The 20,718-nt window shown below is 72.7% G+C and carries 19 protein-coding genes; 13 read left to right on the forward strand and 6 right to left on the reverse strand.

Annotated elements, in window-relative coordinates:
- Window positions 1-49: 49 nt before the first annotated feature.
- Complete coding sequence (locus AB0I83_RS06420) at window positions 50-904, reverse strand: alpha/beta fold hydrolase (protein WP_356536575.1); 855 nt, start codon at window positions 902-904, stop codon at window positions 50-52.
- Between the two features lie 104 nt (window positions 905-1,008).
- Window positions 1,009-2,982 carry a DEAD/DEAH box helicase gene (locus tag AB0I83_RS06425; RefSeq protein ID WP_363303816.1) on the reverse strand — a complete coding sequence of 658 codons (1,974 nt, stop codon included), beginning with the start codon at window positions 2,980-2,982 and terminating at the stop codon, window positions 1,009-1,011.
- A gap of 450 nt (window positions 2,983-3,432) precedes the next feature.
- Here AB0I83_RS06425 and AB0I83_RS06430 point away from each other — a divergent pair, with 450 nt between their 5' ends.
- On the forward strand, window positions 3,433-4,179 hold the full coding sequence (locus AB0I83_RS06430; RefSeq protein WP_356841470.1) for a ferritin-like fold-containing protein: 747 nt from the start codon (window positions 3,433-3,435) through the stop codon (window positions 4,177-4,179).
- Between the two features lie 10 nt (window positions 4,180-4,189).
- On the opposite strand, the gene AB0I83_RS06435 is transcribed toward AB0I83_RS06430, so the two are convergent.
- From AB0I83_RS06435 to AB0I83_RS06450, 4 genes are all read right to left on the reverse strand, one after another.
- Entirely contained in the window at window positions 4,190-4,462 is a 273-nt protein-coding gene (locus AB0I83_RS06435; RefSeq protein WP_363303817.1) for a hypothetical protein, read from the reverse strand.
- A gap of 192 nt (window positions 4,463-4,654) precedes the next feature.
- A complete protein-coding gene (locus AB0I83_RS06440) occupies window positions 4,655-4,882 on the reverse strand; it encodes a DUF3107 domain-containing protein (RefSeq protein ID WP_056793994.1) in 228 nt (75 codons plus the stop codon).
- Between the two features lie 135 nt (window positions 4,883-5,017).
- Window positions 5,018-5,659 carry a TetR/AcrR family transcriptional regulator gene (locus AB0I83_RS06445; RefSeq protein WP_356536583.1) on the reverse strand — a complete coding sequence of 214 codons (642 nt, stop codon included), beginning with the start codon at window positions 5,657-5,659 and terminating at the stop codon, window positions 5,018-5,020.
- 168 nt (window positions 5,660-5,827) lie between these two features.
- Window positions 5,828-6,043 carry a hypothetical protein gene (locus AB0I83_RS06450; RefSeq protein WP_356536585.1) on the reverse strand — a complete coding sequence of 72 codons (216 nt, stop codon included), beginning with the start codon at window positions 6,041-6,043 and terminating at the stop codon, window positions 5,828-5,830.
- 112 nt (window positions 6,044-6,155) lie between these two features.
- Here AB0I83_RS06450 and AB0I83_RS06455 point away from each other — a divergent pair, with 112 nt between their 5' ends.
- The 12 genes from AB0I83_RS06455 (at window position 6,156) to moeZ (ending at window position 20,676) form a co-directional block, all read left to right on the forward strand.
- Window positions 6,156-7,121 (forward strand): alpha/beta hydrolase, encoded by a 966-nt coding sequence (locus tag AB0I83_RS06455; protein ID WP_356536587.1) that lies wholly within the window; start codon window positions 6,156-6,158, stop codon window positions 7,119-7,121.
- A gap of 8 nt (window positions 7,122-7,129) precedes the next feature.
- Window positions 7,130-8,458 (forward strand): DUF3152 domain-containing protein, encoded by a 1,329-nt coding sequence (locus AB0I83_RS06460; protein ID WP_363303818.1) that lies wholly within the window; start codon window positions 7,130-7,132, stop codon window positions 8,456-8,458.
- Between the two features lie 88 nt (window positions 8,459-8,546).
- Complete coding sequence (locus tag AB0I83_RS06465) at window positions 8,547-8,642, forward strand: Ms4533A family Cys-rich leader peptide (protein ID WP_324605360.1); 96 nt, start codon at window positions 8,547-8,549, stop codon at window positions 8,640-8,642.
- A 202-nt stretch (window positions 8,643-8,844) separates the two neighbouring features.
- A complete protein-coding gene (locus AB0I83_RS06470; RefSeq protein ID WP_363303819.1) occupies window positions 8,845-10,581 on the forward strand; it encodes an ABC transporter substrate-binding protein in 1,737 nt (578 codons plus the stop codon).
- A 2-nt stretch (window positions 10,582-10,583) separates the two neighbouring features.
- Window positions 10,584-11,582, forward strand: a complete 999-nt coding sequence (locus AB0I83_RS06475; RefSeq protein WP_356536593.1) for an ABC transporter permease — start codon at window positions 10,584-10,586, stop codon at window positions 11,580-11,582.
- Entirely contained in the window at window positions 11,579-12,568 is a 990-nt protein-coding gene (locus tag AB0I83_RS06480; RefSeq protein WP_363303821.1) for an ABC transporter permease, read from the forward strand. The genes AB0I83_RS06475 and AB0I83_RS06480 overlap by 4 nt, the downstream gene beginning before the upstream one ends.
- On the forward strand, window positions 12,565-14,298 hold the full coding sequence (locus AB0I83_RS06485) for an ABC transporter ATP-binding protein (RefSeq protein ID WP_363303822.1): 1,734 nt from the start codon (window positions 12,565-12,567) through the stop codon (window positions 14,296-14,298). Before AB0I83_RS06480 ends, AB0I83_RS06485 begins: the two co-directional genes overlap by 4 nt.
- A gap of 189 nt (window positions 14,299-14,487) precedes the next feature.
- Window positions 14,488-16,272: a DUF3492 domain-containing protein gene (locus AB0I83_RS06490; RefSeq protein WP_363304088.1), complete on the forward strand. Its 1,785-nt coding sequence runs from the start codon at window positions 14,488-14,490 to the stop codon at window positions 16,270-16,272.
- A gap of 34 nt (window positions 16,273-16,306) precedes the next feature.
- Window positions 16,307-17,500: a hypothetical protein gene (locus tag AB0I83_RS06495; RefSeq protein WP_363303823.1), complete on the forward strand. Its 1,194-nt coding sequence runs from the start codon at window positions 16,307-16,309 to the stop codon at window positions 17,498-17,500.
- Between the two features lie 132 nt (window positions 17,501-17,632).
- Window positions 17,633-18,598 carry an NAD-dependent epimerase/dehydratase gene (locus AB0I83_RS06500; protein WP_363303825.1) on the forward strand — a complete coding sequence of 322 codons (966 nt, stop codon included), beginning with the start codon at window positions 17,633-17,635 and terminating at the stop codon, window positions 18,596-18,598.
- On the forward strand, window positions 18,586-19,413 hold the full coding sequence (locus tag AB0I83_RS06505; RefSeq protein WP_363303826.1) for a spherulation-specific family 4 protein: 828 nt from the start codon (window positions 18,586-18,588) through the stop codon (window positions 19,411-19,413). The genes AB0I83_RS06500 and AB0I83_RS06505 overlap by 13 nt, the downstream gene beginning before the upstream one ends.
- Before the next feature lie 84 nt (window positions 19,414-19,497).
- Window positions 19,498-20,676 (forward strand): adenylyltransferase/sulfurtransferase MoeZ, encoded by a 1,179-nt coding sequence (moeZ, locus tag AB0I83_RS06510; RefSeq protein WP_356536730.1) that lies wholly within the window; start codon window positions 19,498-19,500, stop codon window positions 20,674-20,676.
- The last annotated feature ends 42 nt before the right edge of the window (window positions 20,677-20,718 follow it).

Consider the following 20,718-nt stretch of genomic DNA (forward strand, 5'->3'; position numbering starts at 1 on the left):
GGCGGGCCGCCGGACAGGGCGCCGGCGGCCCCGAGCGGTGCGCGCCGCCTCAGAGGCTCTTCCAGAACGCCGCGAGCGCCGCCGCCGTCTCCAGCGGGCGCGCCGTGTTGGGGGAGTGCTCGGCCCCTCCGATCACCGTGCGGCGGGCGCCCAGCCGCTGCGCCATGTCGTCGAACAGGGCCACCGGCCAGACATCGTCGAGCTCGCCCGAGACCACATGCACGGGGAGGGGCAGCGCCGCCAGCTCGGCCACCCGGTCGGGCTCGGCCGCGAGCTGCGCGCCCGTGGCGATCAGCTGCGCCGGGTTGTGGCGCATCCATCGCCGGCGCAGGTCCTCGCCGTCCCCGGTGTCCGCGTCCTGCGGCGGGTCCAGCGCCCGCATCGCCTGCCAGACGTCGTCCATGGTCCAGCGGCCGAGCGCGTCGCAGAGCAGCTGAGCCTTCTTCTGCTGGTCCATGGAGATCTCGGCGGGACCGGACGACATCAGCGTCAGCGAACGGAAGGGCGCGGCGTCCAGCAGTACCGCGGCGCGTGCGATCTGGCCGCCCAGGGAATGCCCGAGCAGATGGATGCCCCCGGTCGGTGACGCATCGTCGAGAGCGGCGGCCTGGGCCAGTACGTCGCGGGCCAACTCGGCCTGGGCGTAAGCCTTCTGGTCGTCCGGACCCTCGGTCTCGTACTGCCCCCGGCCGTCCACGGTCAGGACCCGGAAACCGGCGTCGGCGAGAGGTTCGAGCAGTGCGATGAAGTCCTCCTTGCTGCCGGTGTACCCGGGCAGGAGGAGAGCGGTGGAGTGCGCGGCGGTACGCGGTGCGGCGTCCAGCACGGCGAAGTCCCCGCGCTCGGTACGCAGGACGCGGGCACGGGCGCACGGGGGCGGGGTGAAGGTGGGCGGCCGACTCATGGGCCCGAGGCTATCGCCGGGCGCCGGACCGCGCCCGGGCAGGCAACGCGTACGGCCCCGGCCCCCGCCAGGCGGGAACCGGGGCCGTACGTCGCAGAAGCGGATCAGCCCTCGGTCGACTCGGCCGTGGCCGTCGCGCGGGACCGGCGTCGGCGCGGCTTCGCGGCGGCGGCGCCCTCCACCACGGCCTCGGATCCGGCCGCGCTCTCGACCTTCTCGGCGGCACGCGGCCGACGGCGGCGCGGCTTGGTCTCCGCGACGTCCCCGGCGGTGGCCGCCGGAGCGACCGCGACGTCGGCCTTCGGCTTGGTGGCTGCACGGGGCCTGCGGCGCGCCTTGGCCTCCGGGACGGGCTCCGAGGCCGGTGCGATCTGGAAGTCGACCTCGTCGACCGGCTTCACGACCCGGGTGCGGCGGCGCGGCTTGGTGGCCACGGGCTCCGCCACCGGTGCCGAGACGGCCACGGTCTGGAAGTCGACCACGGGCTCGGCGGCCGGTGCCGGTGCGACGGCCGGCTGCGTGGTGGCGGCGGCGCGCGGCGCACGGCGGCGACGCGGCTTCGCCTCGGCGGCCGGCTCGGCCTCCGGAGCGGGCGCGGTCTCGACGGCCGGGGCCTCGGTCACGGCCACCGCGGTCTCCGCGACACCCTCGGGCACGACGGCGCGGGTACGGCGACGGCGGCGCGGGGTGCGCGGCTCGGTGGAGTCCTCGGCGGCCGGCTCGGCCGCCGGGGCGGGCACCGTGAGTGCCGCCTCGTCCTGGGCACCGCCGCTGCGGGTGCGACGACGCTGGCGCGGCGCACGCGGCGGCCGCTCCTCGCGGGGCGCCGGAGCGGAGGCGGCGGACTTGCGGCCGCGGCCACCCGTCTCACCGAGGTCCTCGATCTCCTCCGCGCGCAGACCCGCACGGGTCCGCTCGGTGCGCGGCAGGACACCCTTGGTGCCCGCGGGGATGCCGAGCTCCTCGTACAGGTGCGGCGAGGTGGAGTACGTCTCGACGGGGTCCGGGAACTTCAGGTCCAGCGCCTTGTTGATCAGCTGCCAGCGCGGGATGTCGTCCCAGTCGACCAGTGTGATCGCGATGCCCTTGGCACCCGCGCGGCCGGTACGGCCGATGCGGTGGAGGTACGTTTTCTCCTCCTCCGGCGACTGGTAGTTGATGACGTGGGTCACACCCTCGACGTCGATGCCGCGCGCGGCGACGTCGGTGCAGACCAGGACGTCGACCTTGCCGTTGCGGAAGGCGCGCAGCGCCTGCTCGCGGGCGCCCTGGCCGAGGTCGCCGTGGACCGCGCCGGACGCGAAGCCGCGCTTCTCCAGCTGCTCCGCGATGTCGGCGGCCGTGCGCTTGGTACGGCAGAAGATCATCGCGAGACCGCGGCCCTCGGCCTGCAGGATCCGCGAGACCATCTCGGGCTTGTCCATCGAGTGGGCGCGGTAGACGAACTGCGCCGTGTTCTTGACGGTCCGCCCCTCGTCGTCGGGCGAGGTGGCGTTGATGTGCGTCGGCTGCGACATGTAGCGGCGCGCGAGGCTGATGACGGCACCGGGCATGGTGGCCGAGAACAGCATCGTCTGGCGCTTCGCCGGCAGCATGGTGAGGATGCGCTCGACGTCGGGCAGGAAGCCCAGGTCGAGCATCTCGTCGGCCTCGTCCAGGACGAGGACGCGGATGTGCGACAGGTCGAGCTTGCGCTGGCCGGCCAGGTCGAGCAGTCGGCCCGGGGTGCCGACGACCACGTCGACGCCCTTCTTGAGGGCCTCGACCTGGGGCTCGTACGCCCGGCCGCCGTAGATCGCGAGAACGCGGACGTTACGGACCTTGCCGGCGGTCAGCAGGTCGTTGGTGACCTGCTGGCACAGCTCGCGGGTGGGGACGACGATCAGGGCCTGGGGCGCGTCCGTCAGCTTGTCGGGGGCCGCCCGGCCCGCCTCGACGTCGGCGGGGACGGTCACCCGCTCCAGGAGCGGCAGGCCGAAACCGAGCGTCTTGCCGGTGCCCGTCTTGGCCTGGCCGATGACGTCGGACCCGGAGAGCGCCACGGGGAGCGTCATCTCCTGGATCGGGAAGGGGGACATGATGCCGACAGCCTCGAGGGCTTCGGCCGTCTCGGTAAGGATCCCGAGGTCGCGGAACGTAGTCAGTGTGCTGCCTCTTCTGTGAGACGCGGACCGAGGCGAACGCTGGGGGTCGTACCGTGCCGGGGTTCTTCATCCGGCCGTGGATGGGCCGGGTGGCGCGGGACCACTGCCGTCGCTCGAGCGCTCGTGCCGCTGAGGGGGTCCCTCCCTGGCGGTCGTACGTGGTGTACGCCCCGCGTGGAGGGCTGTCAGGTCGGAGCCGATCGGGCCACCGACCGGGCATCCTCATTCAAGGTCGCGCTCGTGGCACAGCAAAATGCTCAGCAAGCGCAATACCACTGTACCTCGGATTCGCGCATGTGTGTTGGGCGAATTCATTGGATCGGTGTGATGTCTCCGGACGGCCAGGCCCTTCCGCCGTCGGCGGGTCGGGCTATTCTGCGCTCCATGGAGACGCCTGACAACGCCACTGAAGCATCCGAAGAAGCGCCCGCACCGACCGGAATCGCCGCCCAGGACTGGGTCACCGCCTCGGCCGAGCCGCAGTACCGCGCGGCGGTCGTGGATCTGCTCGGCGCGCTCGCCTACGGCGAACTCGCGGCCTTCGAGCGGCTCGCCGAGGATGCCAAACTCGCGCCCACTCTCGGTGACAAGGCGGCCCTGGCAAAGATGGCGTCCGCCGAATTCCATCATTTCGAGCAGATCACCGACCGGCTCACCGCCATCGATGAGGAGCCGACCGCCGCCATGGAGCCGTTCGGCAAGGCGCTGGACGACTTCCACCGCCAGACCGCACCGTCGGACTGGCTGGAAGGCCTGGTCAAGGCATACGTCGGCGACTCGATCGCCAGTGACTTCTACCGCGAGATCGCCGCCAGGCTCGACACGGACACCCGCTCACTCGTGCTCTCCGTGCTCGACGACACGGGGCACGGGAACTTCGCCGTCGAGAAGGTCCGGGCCGCCATCGAGGCCGAGCCCCGCGTCGGCGGGCGGCTCGCCCTGTGGGCGCGCCGGCTGATGGGCGAGGCCCTGTCGCAGGCGCAGCGGGTGGTGGCGGACCGGGACTCCCTGTCCACCATGCTCGTCGGCGGCGTGGCGGACGGCTTCGACCTGGCCGAGGTCGGCCGGATGTTCTCGAGGATCACCGAGGCGCACACCAAGCGGATGGCCGCACTCGGCCTCGCGGCCTGAAGGGCGGGCCCTACTGGGCCGCGGCCGAGCGGACCGGTCGGCTGCCGTGCGGGCGGATCAGCAGGGACAGGGTGACCGCCCCCACCAGCACTGCGCCGGCCGGCGTGGCGAGCGAGTGGCCGGAGCCCACCGTCGAGTGGGTCAGATACGCGCCGAACAGGGCGCCGAGCGCACCCGTGACGTACACGACGCGAAGGGACGGGAGCCGGCCGGGAAGCGTGCGGAGCGCGACCCACGACAGGGCGAGTCCGAGCACGACGGAGCTGATGGATTCCCAGAGCACTGCGGGTCACCTCGCTTGATGGCGCGGCGGTCGGTCGGTCGTAGCCCGTCCTACCCGTGGCCCGCGGAACGCAACCCTCCCGTGCCCACGGGAACCCCACCGAGGGAACGTCCCGGGTGAATCCGGAGCGGAACAGGTGGAGGCCCGGCGGACATCCGCCGGGCCTCCACCTGTTCCGCTGTGTCGCGCGGGCTACAGCGCGCCGAATCCCACCCGTCGGGTGCTGGGCTCGCCGATCTCCACGTACGCGATCCGGTCGGCCGGCACCAGGACCTTGCGGCCCTTGTCGTCCGTGAGGCTGAGCAGCTGCGCCTTGCCGCTGAGCGCCTCGCCGACCGCGCTCTCGACCTCTTCGGCGGAAAGCCCGCTCTCCAGCACGATCTCGCGGGGCGTGTGCTGCACCCCGATCTTGACCTCCACGGCTATGTCCCTCCGACGGTCCGTCTGCGCGCGGTGAACCGCGCCGTACGCAGCACACATTAGCCCGGTGAAGGGACGGACCACGGGTCGACCGGCAACGCCCGCAGCGAACACCGGCCGAGGCCCGGGCCGGACTCAGTGCTGATCGGCTCCGTGCAGCGGGAATCCCGCGATGCCGCGCCAGGCGAGCGAGGTCAGCAGCTGCACGGCGGATTCGCGCGGGATGCCGGACGGGCTGGAGAGCCAGTAGCGCGCCACGACCTGGGACACCCCGCCGAGGCCCACCGCGAGCAGCATCGATTCGTCCTTGGACAGACCCGTGTCGCCCGCGATGACGTCGGAGATGGCCTCCGCGCACTGCAGCGAGACCCGGTCGACGCGCTCGCGCACCGCCGGCTCGTTGGTCAGGTCGGACTCGAACACCAGGCGGAAGGCGCCGCCCTCGTCCTGCACGTACGCGAAGTAGGCGTCCATGGTCGCCTCGACGCGCAGCTTGTTGTCCGTCGTCGAGGCGAGCGCCGTACGGACCGCCTGGAGCAGTGACTCGCAGTGCTGGTCGAGCAGGGCCAGGTAGAGCTCCAGCTTCCCGGGGAAGTGCTGGTAGAGCACCGGCTTGCTGACGCCCGCGCGCTCGGCGATGTCGTCCATCGCGGCGGAGTGGTAGCCCTGCGCGACGAAGACCTCCTGTGCGGCGCCCAGCAGCTGGTTGCGTCGGGCGCGACGGGGGAGCCGGGTGCCTCGTGGGCGCGCCGTCTCTGTCTGCTCGATGGCTGTCACGCCGCCTCCCAAATTCGTGATCGAACACAGCCGTACCGTGCACGCTGCGCCGTGGGTCCATCGTACTTTTGAGTAACCCGGGTGTGCGCGGCGCGGACGCAGAATTTCACGGACCGGACGACTCCGGTAGCCGCCGATGCGCGGGCGGATCCCGCAAAGCGGTGCGTTCTACCGGTAATCGTCCTCATCCAGTGCGACGACGCGGGCCTGTTCGGCCGCATCCGCCTCGTCGGCCTCTTCCCCGTCCAGCCCCGTGAGCGGTTCGTCGTGCTCGTGCCGGACCGCGGTCCGCTGTTCGGCGGTGTCGGCTTCGGGTGCTTCCGGGCCGGATTCGTCCGGCTGCGGGTCCTCGAAGGTCTCCGGGTCGCTCGGGTCGACCGTCATGGGGTGGCTCCCTTCCTTCCCTTGCAGCCTAGGAGCAACCTTCCGGGGGCGCTATGCGGCCTGTGACCGCGAACACATGAATCAGCGCGTGATCGTCTCGTAATATTGCCGCATGTCTTCGACCGAGCTGCCCGGTATCAGCGCCGCCGCCGCCGCGGTGGCACCCACGGTCAGTGCCGTGAAGGTCGCGGAGGGCGAGGATCTGCGCTCCGTCGAACTGCCCGGTCTCACCCTGACCGTCCGTGCGCGCCCGTCGGACACGGAGGGAGCGGCTCCCGCCCTCTTCGTGCACGGTCTGGGCGGTTCCTCGCAGAACTGGTCCGCCCTGATGCCGCTGCTGGCGGACACGCTCGACAGCGAGGCGGTCGATCTGCCCGGCTTCGGCGACTCCCCGCCGCCGGACGACGGGAACTACTCCGTCACCGGACACGCCCGGGCGGTCATCCGGTTCCTCGACGCCGGCGGGCGCGGGCCCGTCCACCTTTTCGGTAATTCCCTGGGCGGCGCCGTCGCCACCCGGGTCGCGGCCGTCCGGCCCGATCTGGTCCGCACGCTCACCCTCGTCTCCCCGGCGCTGCCCGAGATCCGGGTGCAGCGGCCCGCCGTTCCGACGGCGCTGCTCGCTGTCCCGGGCGTGGCCGCGCTGTTCGTCCGGCTCACCCGGGGGTGGACCGCGGAGCAGCGGACCCGCGGCGCCATGGCACTCTGTTACGGCGATCCGACACGTATCTCCGACGAGGCATTCCGCAACGCGGTGGCCGAGATGGAGCGACGGCTGGAACTGCCGTACTTCTGGGACGCCATGACACGCTCGGCACGAGGCATCGTCGATGCCTACACGCTGGGCGGGCAGCACGGACTGTGGCGCCAGGCCGAGCGGGTGCTCGCACCGACCCTCCTGGTGTACGGCGCGAAGGACCAGCTCGTCTCGTACCGGATGGCACGCAGGGCGTCCGCGGCCTTCCGCGACTCGCGCCTGCTGACACTGCCCGACGCCGGGCACGTGGCGATGATGGAGTACCCGGAGGCGGTCGCCCAGGCCTTCCGGGAGCTGCTCGACGAACGCGGCAGGAGCTGATCCGGGGCGTGGGACGACACAGTCGAAAGGGCCCCGAGGCCACGAAGCGCGACACGGGGGCCGCCGTCGGGCGTGCCGCCGGGGCCCCGGCGGCGGACGGGCGCGGGCGGGACTCCGCCGGCCCCGCCGATGGCGGTGGCCGCGGCCCGTTCAGGGACGCCCCGCAGGTGCGCGGCGGGCATCCCGAGCAGCGTGAGCCGGGTGGCGGCTGGGGGACCGGACCGCAGCCGCGGTACGACGGCCCGCCGGCCCGCTCCGCCCCCGCCGCGCACGAGGCGTTCAGCGTCCGGCAGGCGGTTGCGCGACAGCAGGCGGCCCAGCGGACCTCCGGCCGGGCGCAGGGGACGCGGACCGGTGAGGCCCCGCTCGTACCGGGCCCGCGCAAGGAGTTCCTGGAGGCGTTCGACACCGAGCCCGCGCACCCCGCGCCGTCCTCGCCGGCCGACTCGGCTCCGGAGACCGGGGCCGAGTCGGAGCGCGGCGGATCCGGCCGTTCCCCGGACGGCGGGGACAAGCGTGCGGCGAAGGGCGGCAAGGGTCGGGCGTTCACCGGGATCGCGGCCGCCGCCGTGACCACCGTGCTCGCCGTCGTGGTGGCCGGACAGGTCGCGCGGGACTCCGGGTCCGGGTCCGGGAACCCGCCGCCTGCGGGCGTCGACCGGGAGGGTTCCGAGGACGCCTCCCGCTCGGTGGACCGGCCGACCCCGCAGGCGCACCGGCCCGAGGTCAGGACCATGTCGTACGCCGAGAAGATGGCGACCCCCTTCCCGCTGACGCCCGACCTCAAGGCGTCCGGGAAGTTCCAGGCGGTGCCGGGGCTGGCGAAGGCGCCGGGCAAGGGGCACAAGTACCGGTACCGGATCGACGTCGAGCAGGGGCTGGGTCTCGACTCCGGGCTGTTCGCCGAGGCCGTGCAGAAGACGCTGAACGACGACCGCAGTTGGGCCCACAACGGTGCCATGACCTTCGAGCGGATCTCCTCCGGCGAGCCCGACTTCGTGATCACCCTCGCGAGTCCGGGGACCACGGGCGTCTGGTGCGAGAAGTCCGGTCTGGACACCACCGAGGACAACGTCTCCTGCGACTCCGCCGCCACCGACCGCGTGATGATCAACGCCTACCGCTGGGCGCAGGGCGCCTCGACCTTCGGCGCGGACAAGCTCCTGTCGTACCGTCAGATGCTGATCAACCACGAGGTCGGCCACCGGCTCGGGCACAACCATGTGAGCTGCCGCACGCCGGGTGCGCTCGCGCCCGTGATGCAGCAGCAGACCAAGACCCTGGACCTGGACGGCGTCAAGTGCCGGCCCAACCCCTGGGTGCACCCAGGCAGTTGAGACGCGGAGGGGGCGACCCGTCCACATCGTGGGACGGGCGTCTCATTGCGCGTTGACATCGGGGGAGGGGTCGTCCATATTTCTCCGCATGTCACGCAGCCCCGCATCCTCCGAGCGCGCCGCCCTTGAGCTGGCGCTCCTCGGCGTGGCCGGGCACTGCGTAGCCGACGTTCTCTGTCGCTGACGCCTGCTCGAGCGCGCGTCGGCACCCCGAGGACCCCCTGTACGGGCTCCTCGGCCCTCCATGACTCCGCGCCCGGGCGTACTCCGTCCGCAGGCGCGGCACTTCGGTCCCAGGCCCCTCCCCTCACCGGGGCGGGCCTCGCTGCGCCCGGGCGGAATGTTCACCCCCCTTCCCCCGCAGCACACCGAGAGGTCATCTTCCGATGAGTCAGCCGTCCGTCATATCGCGCCGCGTGGCAACCGCAGCCGCCGTCAGTCTCGCCCTGGTCGCAGGGCTCGCGGCCTGCGCGGGCCCCCAGGACAACGGTGGCGGAGGAAGCGACGGCGGTTCCGGCGCCTCGGGCGAGCCGGCCGAGGGCGGCACCCTCACGGTCCTCAACAGCAACCCGCAGGAGGACTTCGACCCGGCGCGGCTCTACACCTCCGGCGGCGGCAACGTCCCCTCCCTCGTCTTCCGCACACTCACCACCCGCAACCGTGAGAACGGCGCGGCGGGCGCCGAGGTGGTCCCCGACCTGGCGACCGACCTGGGCAGGCCGAGCAAGAACGCCACCGTCTGGACGTACACCCTCAAGGAAGGGCTGAAGTACGAGGACGGCACCGCGATCACCAGCGCGGACATCAAGTACGGCATCGAGCGGTCCTTCGCCCCCGAACTGTCCGGCGGCGCGCCCTACCTGCGCGACTGGCTGATCGGCGGGGCCGACTACCAGGGCCCCTACAAGGACAAGAAGGGCCTCGACTCGATCGAGGTGCCGGACGACAGGACCATCGTCTTCCACCTGGACAAGCCCGAGGGCGAGTTCCCGTACCTCGCGACGCAGACCCAGACGACCCCGGTGCCGCAGGCCCGGGACAAGGGCACCAAGTACGAGGAGCACCCCGTCTCCTCAGGGCCGTACAAGGTCGTCTCGAACGAGAACGACGGCGAGCGGCTCGTTCTGGAGCGCAACCCGCACTGGTCGGCGGCCACCGACGAGGAGCGCAAGGCCTACCCGGACAGGATCGACGTGCGTTCCGGCCTGGACTCCGCCGTCATCAACCAGCGGCTCTCCGCCTCGCAGGGCGTGGACGCCGCCGCCGTCACCACCGACACGAACCTCGGCCCGGCCGAGCTCGCCAAGGTGTCCGGCGACAAGAAGCTCGCCGCCCGCGTCGGCACCGGGCACTTCGGCTACACGAACTACATAGCCTTCAACCCGAGGGTGAAGCCCTTCGACGACCCGAAGGTCCGCCAGGCCATCTCGTACGCAGTCGACCGCTCCTCGGTGGTCAACGCGGCCGGCGGTTCCTCGCTCGCCGAGCCGGCGACCACCTACCTGCCCGACCAGAAGTCCTTCGGCTACACGGCCTACGACCACTTCCCGGCCGGTGGGACGGGCAACGCCGCGAAGGCCAGGGAACTGCTGAAGGAGGCCGGTCACCCCGACGGGCTGAAGATCACCCTCACGCACTCCAACGACAAGGACTTCGAGACCAGCCCGGAGATCGCCACCGCGCTCCAGGCCGCGCTCAAGAAGGCCGGCATCACCGTCGAGCTCAAGGGCCTGGAGGGCAACGACTACTCCGACACCATCCACAGCGCGTCCAAGGAGCCGGGCTTCTTCCTCGCGCACTGGGGTGCCGACTGGCCCTCCGGCGGCCCGTTCCTCGCGCCGATCTTCGACGGCCGCCAGATCGTGAAGGACGGCGCCAACTTCAACACCGGTTTCCTGAACGACCCGTCGGTCAACAAGGAGATCGACGAGATCAACAAGCTCACCGACCTGGACGCCGCCGCCCGGCGCTGGGGCGCACTCGACAAGAAGATCGGCGAGCAGGCGCTGACCGTGCCGCTCTTCCACCCGGTGTACAAGCGGCTGTTCGGCCAGGACGTCAGAAACGTCGTCATCAGTGACTGGACCGGTGTCCTCGACATCTCGCAGGCAGCGGTCAAGTAGCCATGTCGGAAGCACTCCTGGTCCAGGAGGCGGGAGCGGCGCCGGTCGCCGCCCCCGCCTCGGGGGCCCGGCTGTTCTGGCGGCGGCTGCGCGCACAGCGCGCGGCCACCGTCGCGGCGGCCGTGGTCCTCCTGCTCGTCCTGGCCGCGCTCGCCGCGCCGCTGCTCACCGCACTGGCCGGCCAGGACCCGAACACCTACCACCCCGACCTCGTCGACTCGGCGGCCGGCGGAGTCCCCACAGGCCCCCTCGGGGGCATCGGCGCGGAGCACTGGCTCGGCGTCGAACCGCAGACCGGCCGCGACCTGTTCGCCCGCATCGTGTACGGGGCCCGGGTCTCACTGGGCGTGGCCGTCGCGGCCACCCTCCTCCAGGTCGCGATCGGCGTGGGGGTGGGGCTCGCCGCGGCCCTCGGCAACCGCTGGGTCGACCAGGTCCTCAGCCGTGTCACCGACATCAACGTCGCGCTGCCGCTCATGGTCATCGCCCTCGGGCTGCTCGCGATCGTCCCGCCCTCCTTCCCCCGGCCCGTCCTGATCGCGCTGGTCATCGGCGGCATCAACTGGGCGGGGACGTCGAAGATCGTGCGTGCCCAGGCGCTCGCCCTGAAGTCGCTCGACTTCGTCGCGGCGGCCCGGCTCGCCGGACGCGGACGGTGGAGCATCGCCCGGCGCGAACTGCTGCCCTCGCTCGCCGCGCCCGTCATCACGTACGCCGCGCTGCTCTTCCCCGTCAACGTCACCGTCGAGGCGGCGCTGTCCTTCCTCGGCGTCGGCATCAAACCGCCCACCCCGTCCTGGGGCCAGATGCTCACCGAGGCCGACGTCTGGTACCAGTCGGCGCCGACCTACCTCCTGCTGCCCGCGCTGCTGCTGTTCGTGACCGTGCTCGCCCTGACGGTCCTCGGCGAGGGCGTCCGTACGGCGCTCGACCCGAGGGCCGCGTCCCGGCTGCGGATCGGCACCGGCCGCCGGGAACGTACGAAGGAGCGGGCGTCGTGACCGGATTCCTGCTGCGGCGGCTCGGCGGCGCCGTCTTCGTCCTCGTCTCCCTGACCGTCATCCTGTACGCGGTCTTCTACGTCGCCCCCGGCGACGTGGCGCAGATCGCCTGCGGCCCGCGCTGCTCACCGGCCCAGGTCGCCCAGGTCACCGACCAGCTCCGGCTCGACGACCCCGTGTACACGCAGTACTGGCACTTCCTCCAGGGGATCGTCGCCGGACGCGACCTCTCCACCGGCACGGGTACCGAGCACTGCTCCGCGCCGTGCCTCGGGGTCTCGTACCAGAGCGACCAGCAGGTCACCCTGCTGATCCTGGCCAAACTGCCGGCCACCGGCTCGCTCGTCGTCGGCGCGTTCGCCGCCTGGATCCTGCTCGGCGTCGGTACGGGAGTGCTGTCCGTCCTGCGGCGGGGCAGGGTCACCGAGCGCGTGCTCACCTGGCTGACCCTGGCCGGTACCGCCACCCCCGTCTTCGTCATCGGGCTGCTGCTCATCATCATCTTCTGCTCCACCCTGCAGTGGCTGCCGTCGCCCACCTACGTGCCGTTCACCGAGGACCCCGAGCAGTGGGCCTGGGGGCTGCTGCTGCCCTGGGTGTCCCTGGCCCTCATCGAGTCGGCCAAGTACGCCCGTCTCACCAGGAGTTCCATGCTGGAGACGCTCGCGGAGGACCATGTGCGCACCTTCCGCGCGTACGGCGTCGGCGAGCGGGCCGTAATCGGCAGGCACGCCCTGCGCGGTGCTCTCGCGCCCGTGATCGCGCTCAGCGCCCTCGACGTCGGCAGCATGTTCGGCGGCGCGGTCCTGACCGAGTCCCTCTTCGGGATCCCGGGGATCGGGCGCGAACTGGTCCACGCCGTCAAGGTCGTCGACCTGCCGGTGGTCGTCGGCATGGTGCTGGTGACCGGGTTCTTCGTGGTGCTCGCCAACGCCGTCGCGGACATGCTGTACGCGCTGGCCGACCGAAGGGTGGTCCTGACATGACGTCACCGCTGGTGCGGGTCGAGGACCTCACCGTCGACTTCGGCACCGTACGCGCCGTGGACGGGCTCTCCTTCACCCTGGAGGCGGGTGCCGCCCTCGGTGTGGTGGGCGAGTCCGGCTCCGGCAAGAGCGCGTCGGCGTCCGCGCTGCTCGGGCTGCACCGCGGCACGGGGGCCCGGGTCACCGGGACCGTCATGGTCGCGGGCACCGACGTCGGCTCCGCGGACGAGGCCGGGTTGCGGGCGCTGCGGGGGGCGAAGGCCGCGATGGTCTTCCAGGACCCGCTCTCCTCCCTCGATCCGTACTACACCGTCGGCGACCAGATCGCCGAGGTGTACCGGGTGCACAACCCCGTCTCCAGGAGGGCGGCGCGGGCCAGGGCGGTCGAGGTCCTGGACCGCGTCGGGATCGCGGACGCGGCGCGCCGGGCCCGGTTCCGGCCGCACGAGTTCTCCGGAGGGATGCGCCAGCGTGCCCTGATCGCGATGGCCCTGGCCTGCGAGCCCCGGCTGATCGTGGCGGACGAGCCGACCACCGCCCTGGACGTCACCGTGCAGGCCCAGATCCTCGACCTGCTGCACGACCTGCGCCGGGAGACGGGCACGGGACTGCTGCTGGTCACCCACGACGTGGGCGTCGCGGCGGAGAGCGTCGACGACGTACTGGTGATGCGGCACGGCCGGGTGGTGGAGCGCGGTCCCGTCGCCGAGGTGCTGGGGTCGCCCCGGCAGCCGTACACCCGCGAGCTGCTGGCGGCGGTGCCCCGGCTGGACACGGACCGGCCGGACAGGAACCGGCCGGACGTCGGATCGGCGGGCACGGACCGGCCGGACACCGGGTCGGCCGACGCACGCGGGCCGGCCGAGGGGGCCGCCGCAGCCGTCCCGGCCCCCAGGGCCGTGCCCGCCGACGGCGAGCCGCTGCTCGAAGCCGTCGGCCTGCGCCGCGAGTTCGGCAGGGGCTCCGGCCGGGTCACCGCCGTGGACGGTGTCTCGCTCACGATCCACGCCGGCGAGACACTCGGCATCGTGGGCGAGAGCGGCAGCGGAAAGACGACCCTGGGGCGCATGCTCGTGCGGCTGCTCGATCCGACGGCCGGCCGCATCCGGTACGGGGGCAGGGAGATCGGCTCACTGTCGGAGAAGGCGCTGCGCCCCGTCCGCCGCGAGATCCAGATGGTCTTCCAGGACCCGGTCGCCTCGCTCAACCCGCGCCGATCGGTAGGCGAGTCCGTGGCCGACCCGCTCCGGGCCGCCGGGGAGACCGATGAGACCCGGATCCGCGACCGCGTGGGCGAACTGCTCGAACGCGTCGGCCTCGACACCGGCCGGTACGAGCGCTATCCGCACGAGTTCAGCGGCGGACAGCGGCAGCGGATCGGCATCGCGCGCGCTCTCGCCGCCGGTCCGAGGCTGATCGTGTGCGACGAGCCGGTCTCCGCGCTGGACGTGACGACACAGGCCCAGGTGATCGCGCTGCTCGCGGAGCTCCAGCGGGAGCTGGGCATCGGCCTCGTCTTCATCGCCCACGACCTGGCCGTCGTACGCCAGGTCAGCGACAGGGTGGCGGTGATGAGGGAGGGCCGGATCGTCGAGCAGGGCCCGGTGGACGAGGTCTACGGATCGCCCCGGGACCCGTACACCCAGCAGCTCCTCGCGGCGGTGCCCGCGCTCGATCCCGCGCTCGCCGCGGTACGCCGGGCGACCCGCCAGGAACTGGCCGCGGCCTGACCCCTGAGTAATCGCAGGGGTCATTGTCGCAACTGAACGCGACGAGAGCGGGAAAGTTACGCCGGTTCACCCCTTTCGGTGGTGCGACGGACAACCGTCCGTCGCACCACCCGCATATCCGCTTACGGTCGTCCCGCTGTGAGTCGCCGATCAACGGCGGCCGTCCACAAGGGAGATCGGGGGGTGCTCGTGCGGATCGGACTCCTCACGGACGGTGGCTATCCGTATGCGACCGGTGAGTCCAGACTCTGGTGCGACCGTCTGGTGCGCGGCCTGCCCCGGCACGAGTTCGACCTCTTCGCGCTCAGCCGCTCCGCCGACCAGGAACAACAGGGCTGGGTCAGGCTCCCCGACCGGGTCGGCCGGGTACGCACCGCGCCGCTGTGGAGGCGTGGTGACGACACCCCGCACGGCGGCCGTCCGCGCAGCCTGCCGGGCAGATTCGCGACCGGCCTCGGGCGCTCCTACGGACGGCGGGACCGGCGCCGCTTCACGGCCCATGTGACGGAGCTGGTCGGTGCGGTCTGCGCCGGCGCCGACACCCGGCCGGAGCCGGGCGGTGCCGTCGGCACCGGCGCCGCCGGGCGGTTCGCCGAGGGCCTCTACGGGCTCGCCGAACTGGCCCGGGACCGCGGCGGCCTGCACGCCGCGCTGCGCTCCGAGGCGACCGTGCGCGTCGTGGAATCGGCCTGCCGCGCCCCGGGCTCGGGAAGGACCGTGCACGGCGCCACGGTTCCCGACCACCTCGCCTTCGCGGCGGGGCTGGAGCGCGCCCTGCGCCCGCTGTCCCTGGACTGGTACGACGAGGACGGCCTCGGCGCGGTCGACCTCTGCCATGCCGCCTCCGGCGGCGCGGCGGCCCTTCCGGGACTGCTGGCCAAACGCTTCTTCGGCGTACCGCTGCTCGTGACCGAGCACGGCGTGCCGCTGCGCGCCCACTACCTCGCCGCGCCCGAGGCCCCGCTCGGCGCGCCGGTGCGCACCCTGCTGGCCGGCTTCCACGGGCTGCTCGCCTCCGAGGTGTACCGCCAGGCCGCGCTCATCACGCCCGGCAACACCCATGTCCGCCGCTGGCAGGAGCGGTTCGGGGCCGACCGGCGCAAGCTGCGCACCGTCTACCCGGGGATGGAGGCGGGGCGGTTCGAGGACGTGGGGGAGGACGACGACGGCGGCGGCCCCGGCACGCTGGTGTGGATCGGGCGGATCGAGCCCGCCAAGGACCTGGTCGCCCTGCTGCACGCCTTCGCCGAGGTGCTCCGGGCCGAACCGGACGCCCGGCTGCGCGTCTTCGGCGCCCCCGTCCAGGGTGCCGAGGGCGAGGCGTACCTGGCCCAGTGCAGGGCGCTAGCCGCCCAGCTCTTCCCCGACGAGGCCACGGACGCGCACGCCGTGGGCTGCAACCCCGTCACCTTCGAGGAGATCGGCGGACCCGAGGTCCCCGACCTGGCGGAGGCCTACGCGGCGGGCGGCGTCGTCGTGCTGTCCAGTGTCGTCGAGGGCTTCCCCATCAGCCTCGTCGAGTCCATGTTCTGCGGCCGGGCCACCGTCTCGACGGATGTCGGCGCCGTGGTCGAGATCGTCGGCGGCACGGGGGTGGTGGTGCCCCCGCGCAATCCGCGCGCGCTCGCCGACGCGTGCGTCGCGCTGTTGCGCGACCCCGAGCGCCGGGCGCGCCTGGGCGCCGCCGCGCGCGCCAGGGCGCTCGAACTCTTCACCGTCGAGCAGAACCTCGCGGCGTTCCGCGGCATCTACCTCGATCTCGTGGGCCACACCCCGGACCGCTGGACGGACCGGGCCGCCCCCGCGGACCCGGCCGCCCCACCGCGCCCCTTCGCCACGCCCCCGGAGGCCCACGTACTGGCGGCGGCGCCTCCCGAACCCGTCGCCTCCGGCGCGGCCAGGCTGCCGAGCTGGGCCATCGGCGCCGAAGGCGTGTGCGCGGGCGCACGCGGAGCGGGGGACGGCGATGCGTGACGAGACGAGCGGCCACGACCACGGAGGTGCCCCCATGGGCAGACCGACCGACGCCCCGGACGCCGGGCCCGAGCCGGCGGACGACGGTCCCGGGACGGTCCGTTCCACCGTCCGCGCGCCCGAGATCGCCTACCACCCCACGCGCAGGACCGCCGCACGGCGCGGACCCGCGGACCCCGTCAAGGTGCTCATGCACCGGCACCGCGAACTCTGTGAGCGGGCCGTCGACCCCCTGGAGATCGCCGCCGGTCTGGAGGCGCACGGCCTCACCGACCGGGCGGCGGCCCGCTACCGCCACCGCGACGTCTTCTCGCTCGCCGAGGAGCTCTACGCCCGCGTCCCCGTCACCACCAGGTCCGCACCCCGTCCGCCGGGGCCCCGGCCCGGACCCGGCGCCGAGGGGCGGGCCGGCTGGACGCTGTCCGCGCTGCTGCCGGGCGCCGCCTGCCTCGCGACCGCCGGAGCGCTCAGGGCGACCGAGGGGGTGCTCGGCGGGGAGGCCAGGTTCGCGGTGACCGCGGCGGGAGCACTGCTCGTGCTCCTCGGGCTCCGGCTCTGCCTGCGCGACGGCCCGCTGCGTGTCCCGGCCGGCACCGGGGGAGTCACGCCGTACGTCTGCTGGCTCCTCGGATACACCGTGTACGGCGACGACCTGCTCGCCCAGGTCATCAGCGGCGGCCCCGACGGCGACTGGGCGGCCACGCCCGCACCCCTGCTGGGACTGGCGCTGGCGCCGGTGGCGGCGGTCTGGTGCGCACACCTGTTCTCGGCGCGGGCGCGCCACCGGCTCGCCGGGTCCCACGCCCTGTCGGACTTCGGCGCCGGCGCACGCCCGCTGCTCCTCGGTGCCGTCGCGCTCTTCCTCTGCGCGCTGACCGCCCTGCTGTTCCTCGCCGACCTCGGATACGGCGGCGCGAACGGCGTCCCCGTGTCCGCCGCCGCGCTCGGGCTCCTGCTCTTCCTGGCACGCCTGCTGGCCGTCCACGGCTTCCCCGAACCCGCGGCCACCGGGCTGGCCGCCGCCTGCGCCGTCGAGGTGGCCGCCCCCTTCCTGGTCCTCTCCGGGCGGCTGCCCGGCCTCGACATCCTCGCCCGGCCGGTCGACTCCGTCGTCGCCGCGGCAGGACCCGGCGGCGTACCCGCCATCGCCTGTGGAGCAGCGGCCCTCGCGCTGCTGCTCCACGCATCGGTCACCCTCACCCGGGCCTCCGCCCACGCCTCGGCGTAGCCGGACCCGTCCCGTCCCCGCGGAGCCGACGCCGCGGGTATTCCCTCGCCACACCTTCCTCAAGGAGACACCGGACATGACCCCCCAATCCTCCGCACCGGCCTCGTGCCGTCGGCACCGAAAGGGCGCGCGATGAGGGTTCTGCTGCTCGGAGCCAACGGATTCCTCGGACGTTTCGTCGCCGACCGCCTGCTCGCCGACCCGGCCGTGCACCTCACGGCACTGGGCCGGGGCGACGACGCCGACGTGCGGTTCGACCTCGCGGGCGGCAGCCCCGGAGCGCTCACCCGCTTCATGGACGCCGTCCACCCCGGGGTCGTCGTCAACTGCGCCGGAGCGACCCGGGGCGGCGCCCGGGACCTGACGCGCCACAACACCGTCGCCGTCGCCACGGTCTGCGAGGCCATGCGCCGCAGCAACTGCAGCGCCCGGCTCGTCCAGGTCGGCTGCGCCTCCGAGTACGGGCCCTCGCAGCCCGGCTCGTCCACCGCCGAGGACGCGGTGCCCCGTCCGGGCGGCCCGTACGGCGTCAGCAAGCTGGCCGCCACCGAACTCGTCCTCGGCTCCGGCCTGGACGCGGTCGTGCTCCGGGTCTTCTCGCCGGTGGGCCCCGGGACCCCGGCGGGCTCCCCCCTCGGCAGGCTCGCCGAGACGATGCGCCGCGCCATGCAGTCCGGTGATCCGGAGCTCAAGCTCAGCGGCCTCGGGGTGCAGCGGGACTTCGTCGACGTACGCGACGTGGCGCGCGCCGTGCACGCGGCCTCGCTCTCCGCCGCCCAGGGGGTCGTCAACATCGGCACGGGCCGGGCCGTCCGGCTGCGCGACGCCGCGGCGGTGCTGGCCAGGGTGGCCGGATACGCGGGCGCGCTCCACGAGCTCGACATGCCTCCCGCCCGGCTGCCGATCGGTTCCCCCCGGTCCTCCACGGAGTCCGTCGTCGAGCAGATCGCGGTCAACCCGTCGCCCTACCCGGACGGCTGCGGCACCTGGCAGCAGGCAGACGTCCGCACCGCCAGGGACCGCCTGGGCTGGCGCCCCCGCATCAACCTGGAGGAGTCGCTCGCCGACATCTGGATGGAGGCGGCGTGCCGCATCTGACCAGTACCGGCCCCGCCGTCCGGACCGGCGGGGCCGAGCGGCTCGGCGTGGGGGTACCCGGATACGCCCATCCGCTGCTCGCGCCCGCCGAGTGGGCGGGGCTCAGCCGCCCGGGCACACCGCTGCACTGGGCGGTCCTGAACATCGACAACGGGCCGGGGGCCGGGCCCGACCCGCACTGCCTGGAGGTGGCCGGCCGGCTGCGCAACGCCCGCGAGCGCGCCCTGCACGGGGAGGCGCCCGACGACGCGGTCCGGGCCTCGGGCGGCAGGCTGCTGGGCCACCTCGACCTGGCCTACGGCACCCGCCCGTTCGGCGAGCTGGTCGACGACGCCCGGTCCTACCTCGACTGGTACCGCGTCGGCGGCTTCTACCTGGACCGCTGTCCCGGCGAGCGCGACCTGCTGCCGCCCGTCCGCCGGCTGACCAGCACCCTCTACGCGCTGCTCGCCGACAGCGACAGCACGGACCCGGAGGGCGGGCGCCTCGTCCTGGGGCACGGCACCCACCCGTACCCGGGCTACGCGGAGGCGGCCGACCAACTGGTCACCTTCCGCGGGGCGTGGACCGACTACCGCTGGTCGCAGGTGGCCGAGTGGACCGCGGGCTACGCGCCGGGCCGCTTCGCGCACTTCGTGCACGGGGTCCCGCGCACCCACCTCGTGGAGGCCATGCGCATCGCCCGCTGGCAGGGGGCCGGCACGATCTTCTTCACGGACCGGGACGGCGCGAGGGGGCAAACCGACCCATTCGCGGCACTGCCCAGCTACTGGGACGAATTCGTCTCGCGGATCGGACCCGGTATCTCGGAATGAGGGGCGGCGTGGCAGTGTTACGGGAGAACAACCGTACGTAGATGAAGTACGTAGAAACCGACCACCTGCATTGTTGAGGTTCCTGTGTCGCTGCCACCCCTGGTCGAGCCAGCTGCTGAGCTCACCGTCGACGAGGTCCGCAGGTACTCCCGCCACCTGATCATCCCGGATGTCGGGATGGACGGACAGAAGCGGCTGAAGAACGCGAAGGTGCTCTGTGTCGGAGCGGGCGGCCTCGGCTCGCCGGCCCTGATGTACATGGCCGCAGCCGGTGTCGGCACGCTCGGTATCGTCGAGTTCGACGAGGTCGACGAGTCGAACCTGCAGCGCCAGGTCATCCACAGCCAGGCCGACATCGGCAGGTCCAAGGCCCAGTCGGCCAAGGAGACCGTGCAGGGGATCAACCCCCTGGTGAACGTGGTCCTTCACGAGGAGCGGCTCGAAGCCGACAACGTGATGGACATCTTCGCGCAGTACGACCTGATCGTGGACGGCACGGACAACTTCGCCACCCGCTATCTCGTCAACGACGCCGCGGTCCTGCTGAACAAGCCGTACGTCTGGGGATCGATCTACCGTTTCGACGGCCAGGCGTCCGTCTTCTGGTCCGAGCACGGCCCCTGCTACCGCTGCCTCTACCCGGAGCCGCCGCCCCCCGGCATGGTTCCCTCCTGCGCCGAGGGCGGGGTCCTGGGCGTGCTCTGCGCGTCCATCGGCTCCATCCAGGTCAACGAGGCCATCAAGCTGCTCGCCGGTATCGGTGACCCGCTGGTCGGCCGTCTGATGATCTACGACGCGCTGGAGATGCAGTACCGCCAGGTGAAGGTCCGCAAGGACCCCGACTGCGCGATCTGCGGAGAGAACCCCACCGTCACCGAACTCATCGACTACGAGGCCTTCTGCGGCGTCGTGTCCGAGGAGGCCCAGGAGGCCGCGGCCGGTTCCACGATCACTCCCAAGCAGCTCAAGGAGTGGATCGACGGGGACGAGAAGATCGAGATCATCGACGTCCGCGAGCCGAACGAGTACGAGATCGTCTCGATCCCGGGCTCCCGGCTGATCCCGAAGAACGAGTTCCTGATGGGCAACGCCCTCCAGGACCTTCCGCAGGACAGGCGCATCGTCCTCAACTGCAAGACGGGCGTCCGCAGCGCCGAGGTCCTCGCGGTCCTCAAGTCGGCGGGCTTCGCCGACGCGGTGCACGTCGGCGGCGGCGTCATCGGCTGGGTCCACCAGATCGAGCCGGAGAAGCCGGTCTACTAGCCGGCGTGGCGTCGTACCGGCGTACTCACGAAAGGGCCGGCT

The organism is Streptomyces sp. NPDC049970 (assembly GCF_040660235.1).
In the GTDB taxonomy this organism is placed as follows: domain Bacteria; phylum Actinomycetota; class Actinomycetes; order Streptomycetales; family Streptomycetaceae; genus Streptomyces.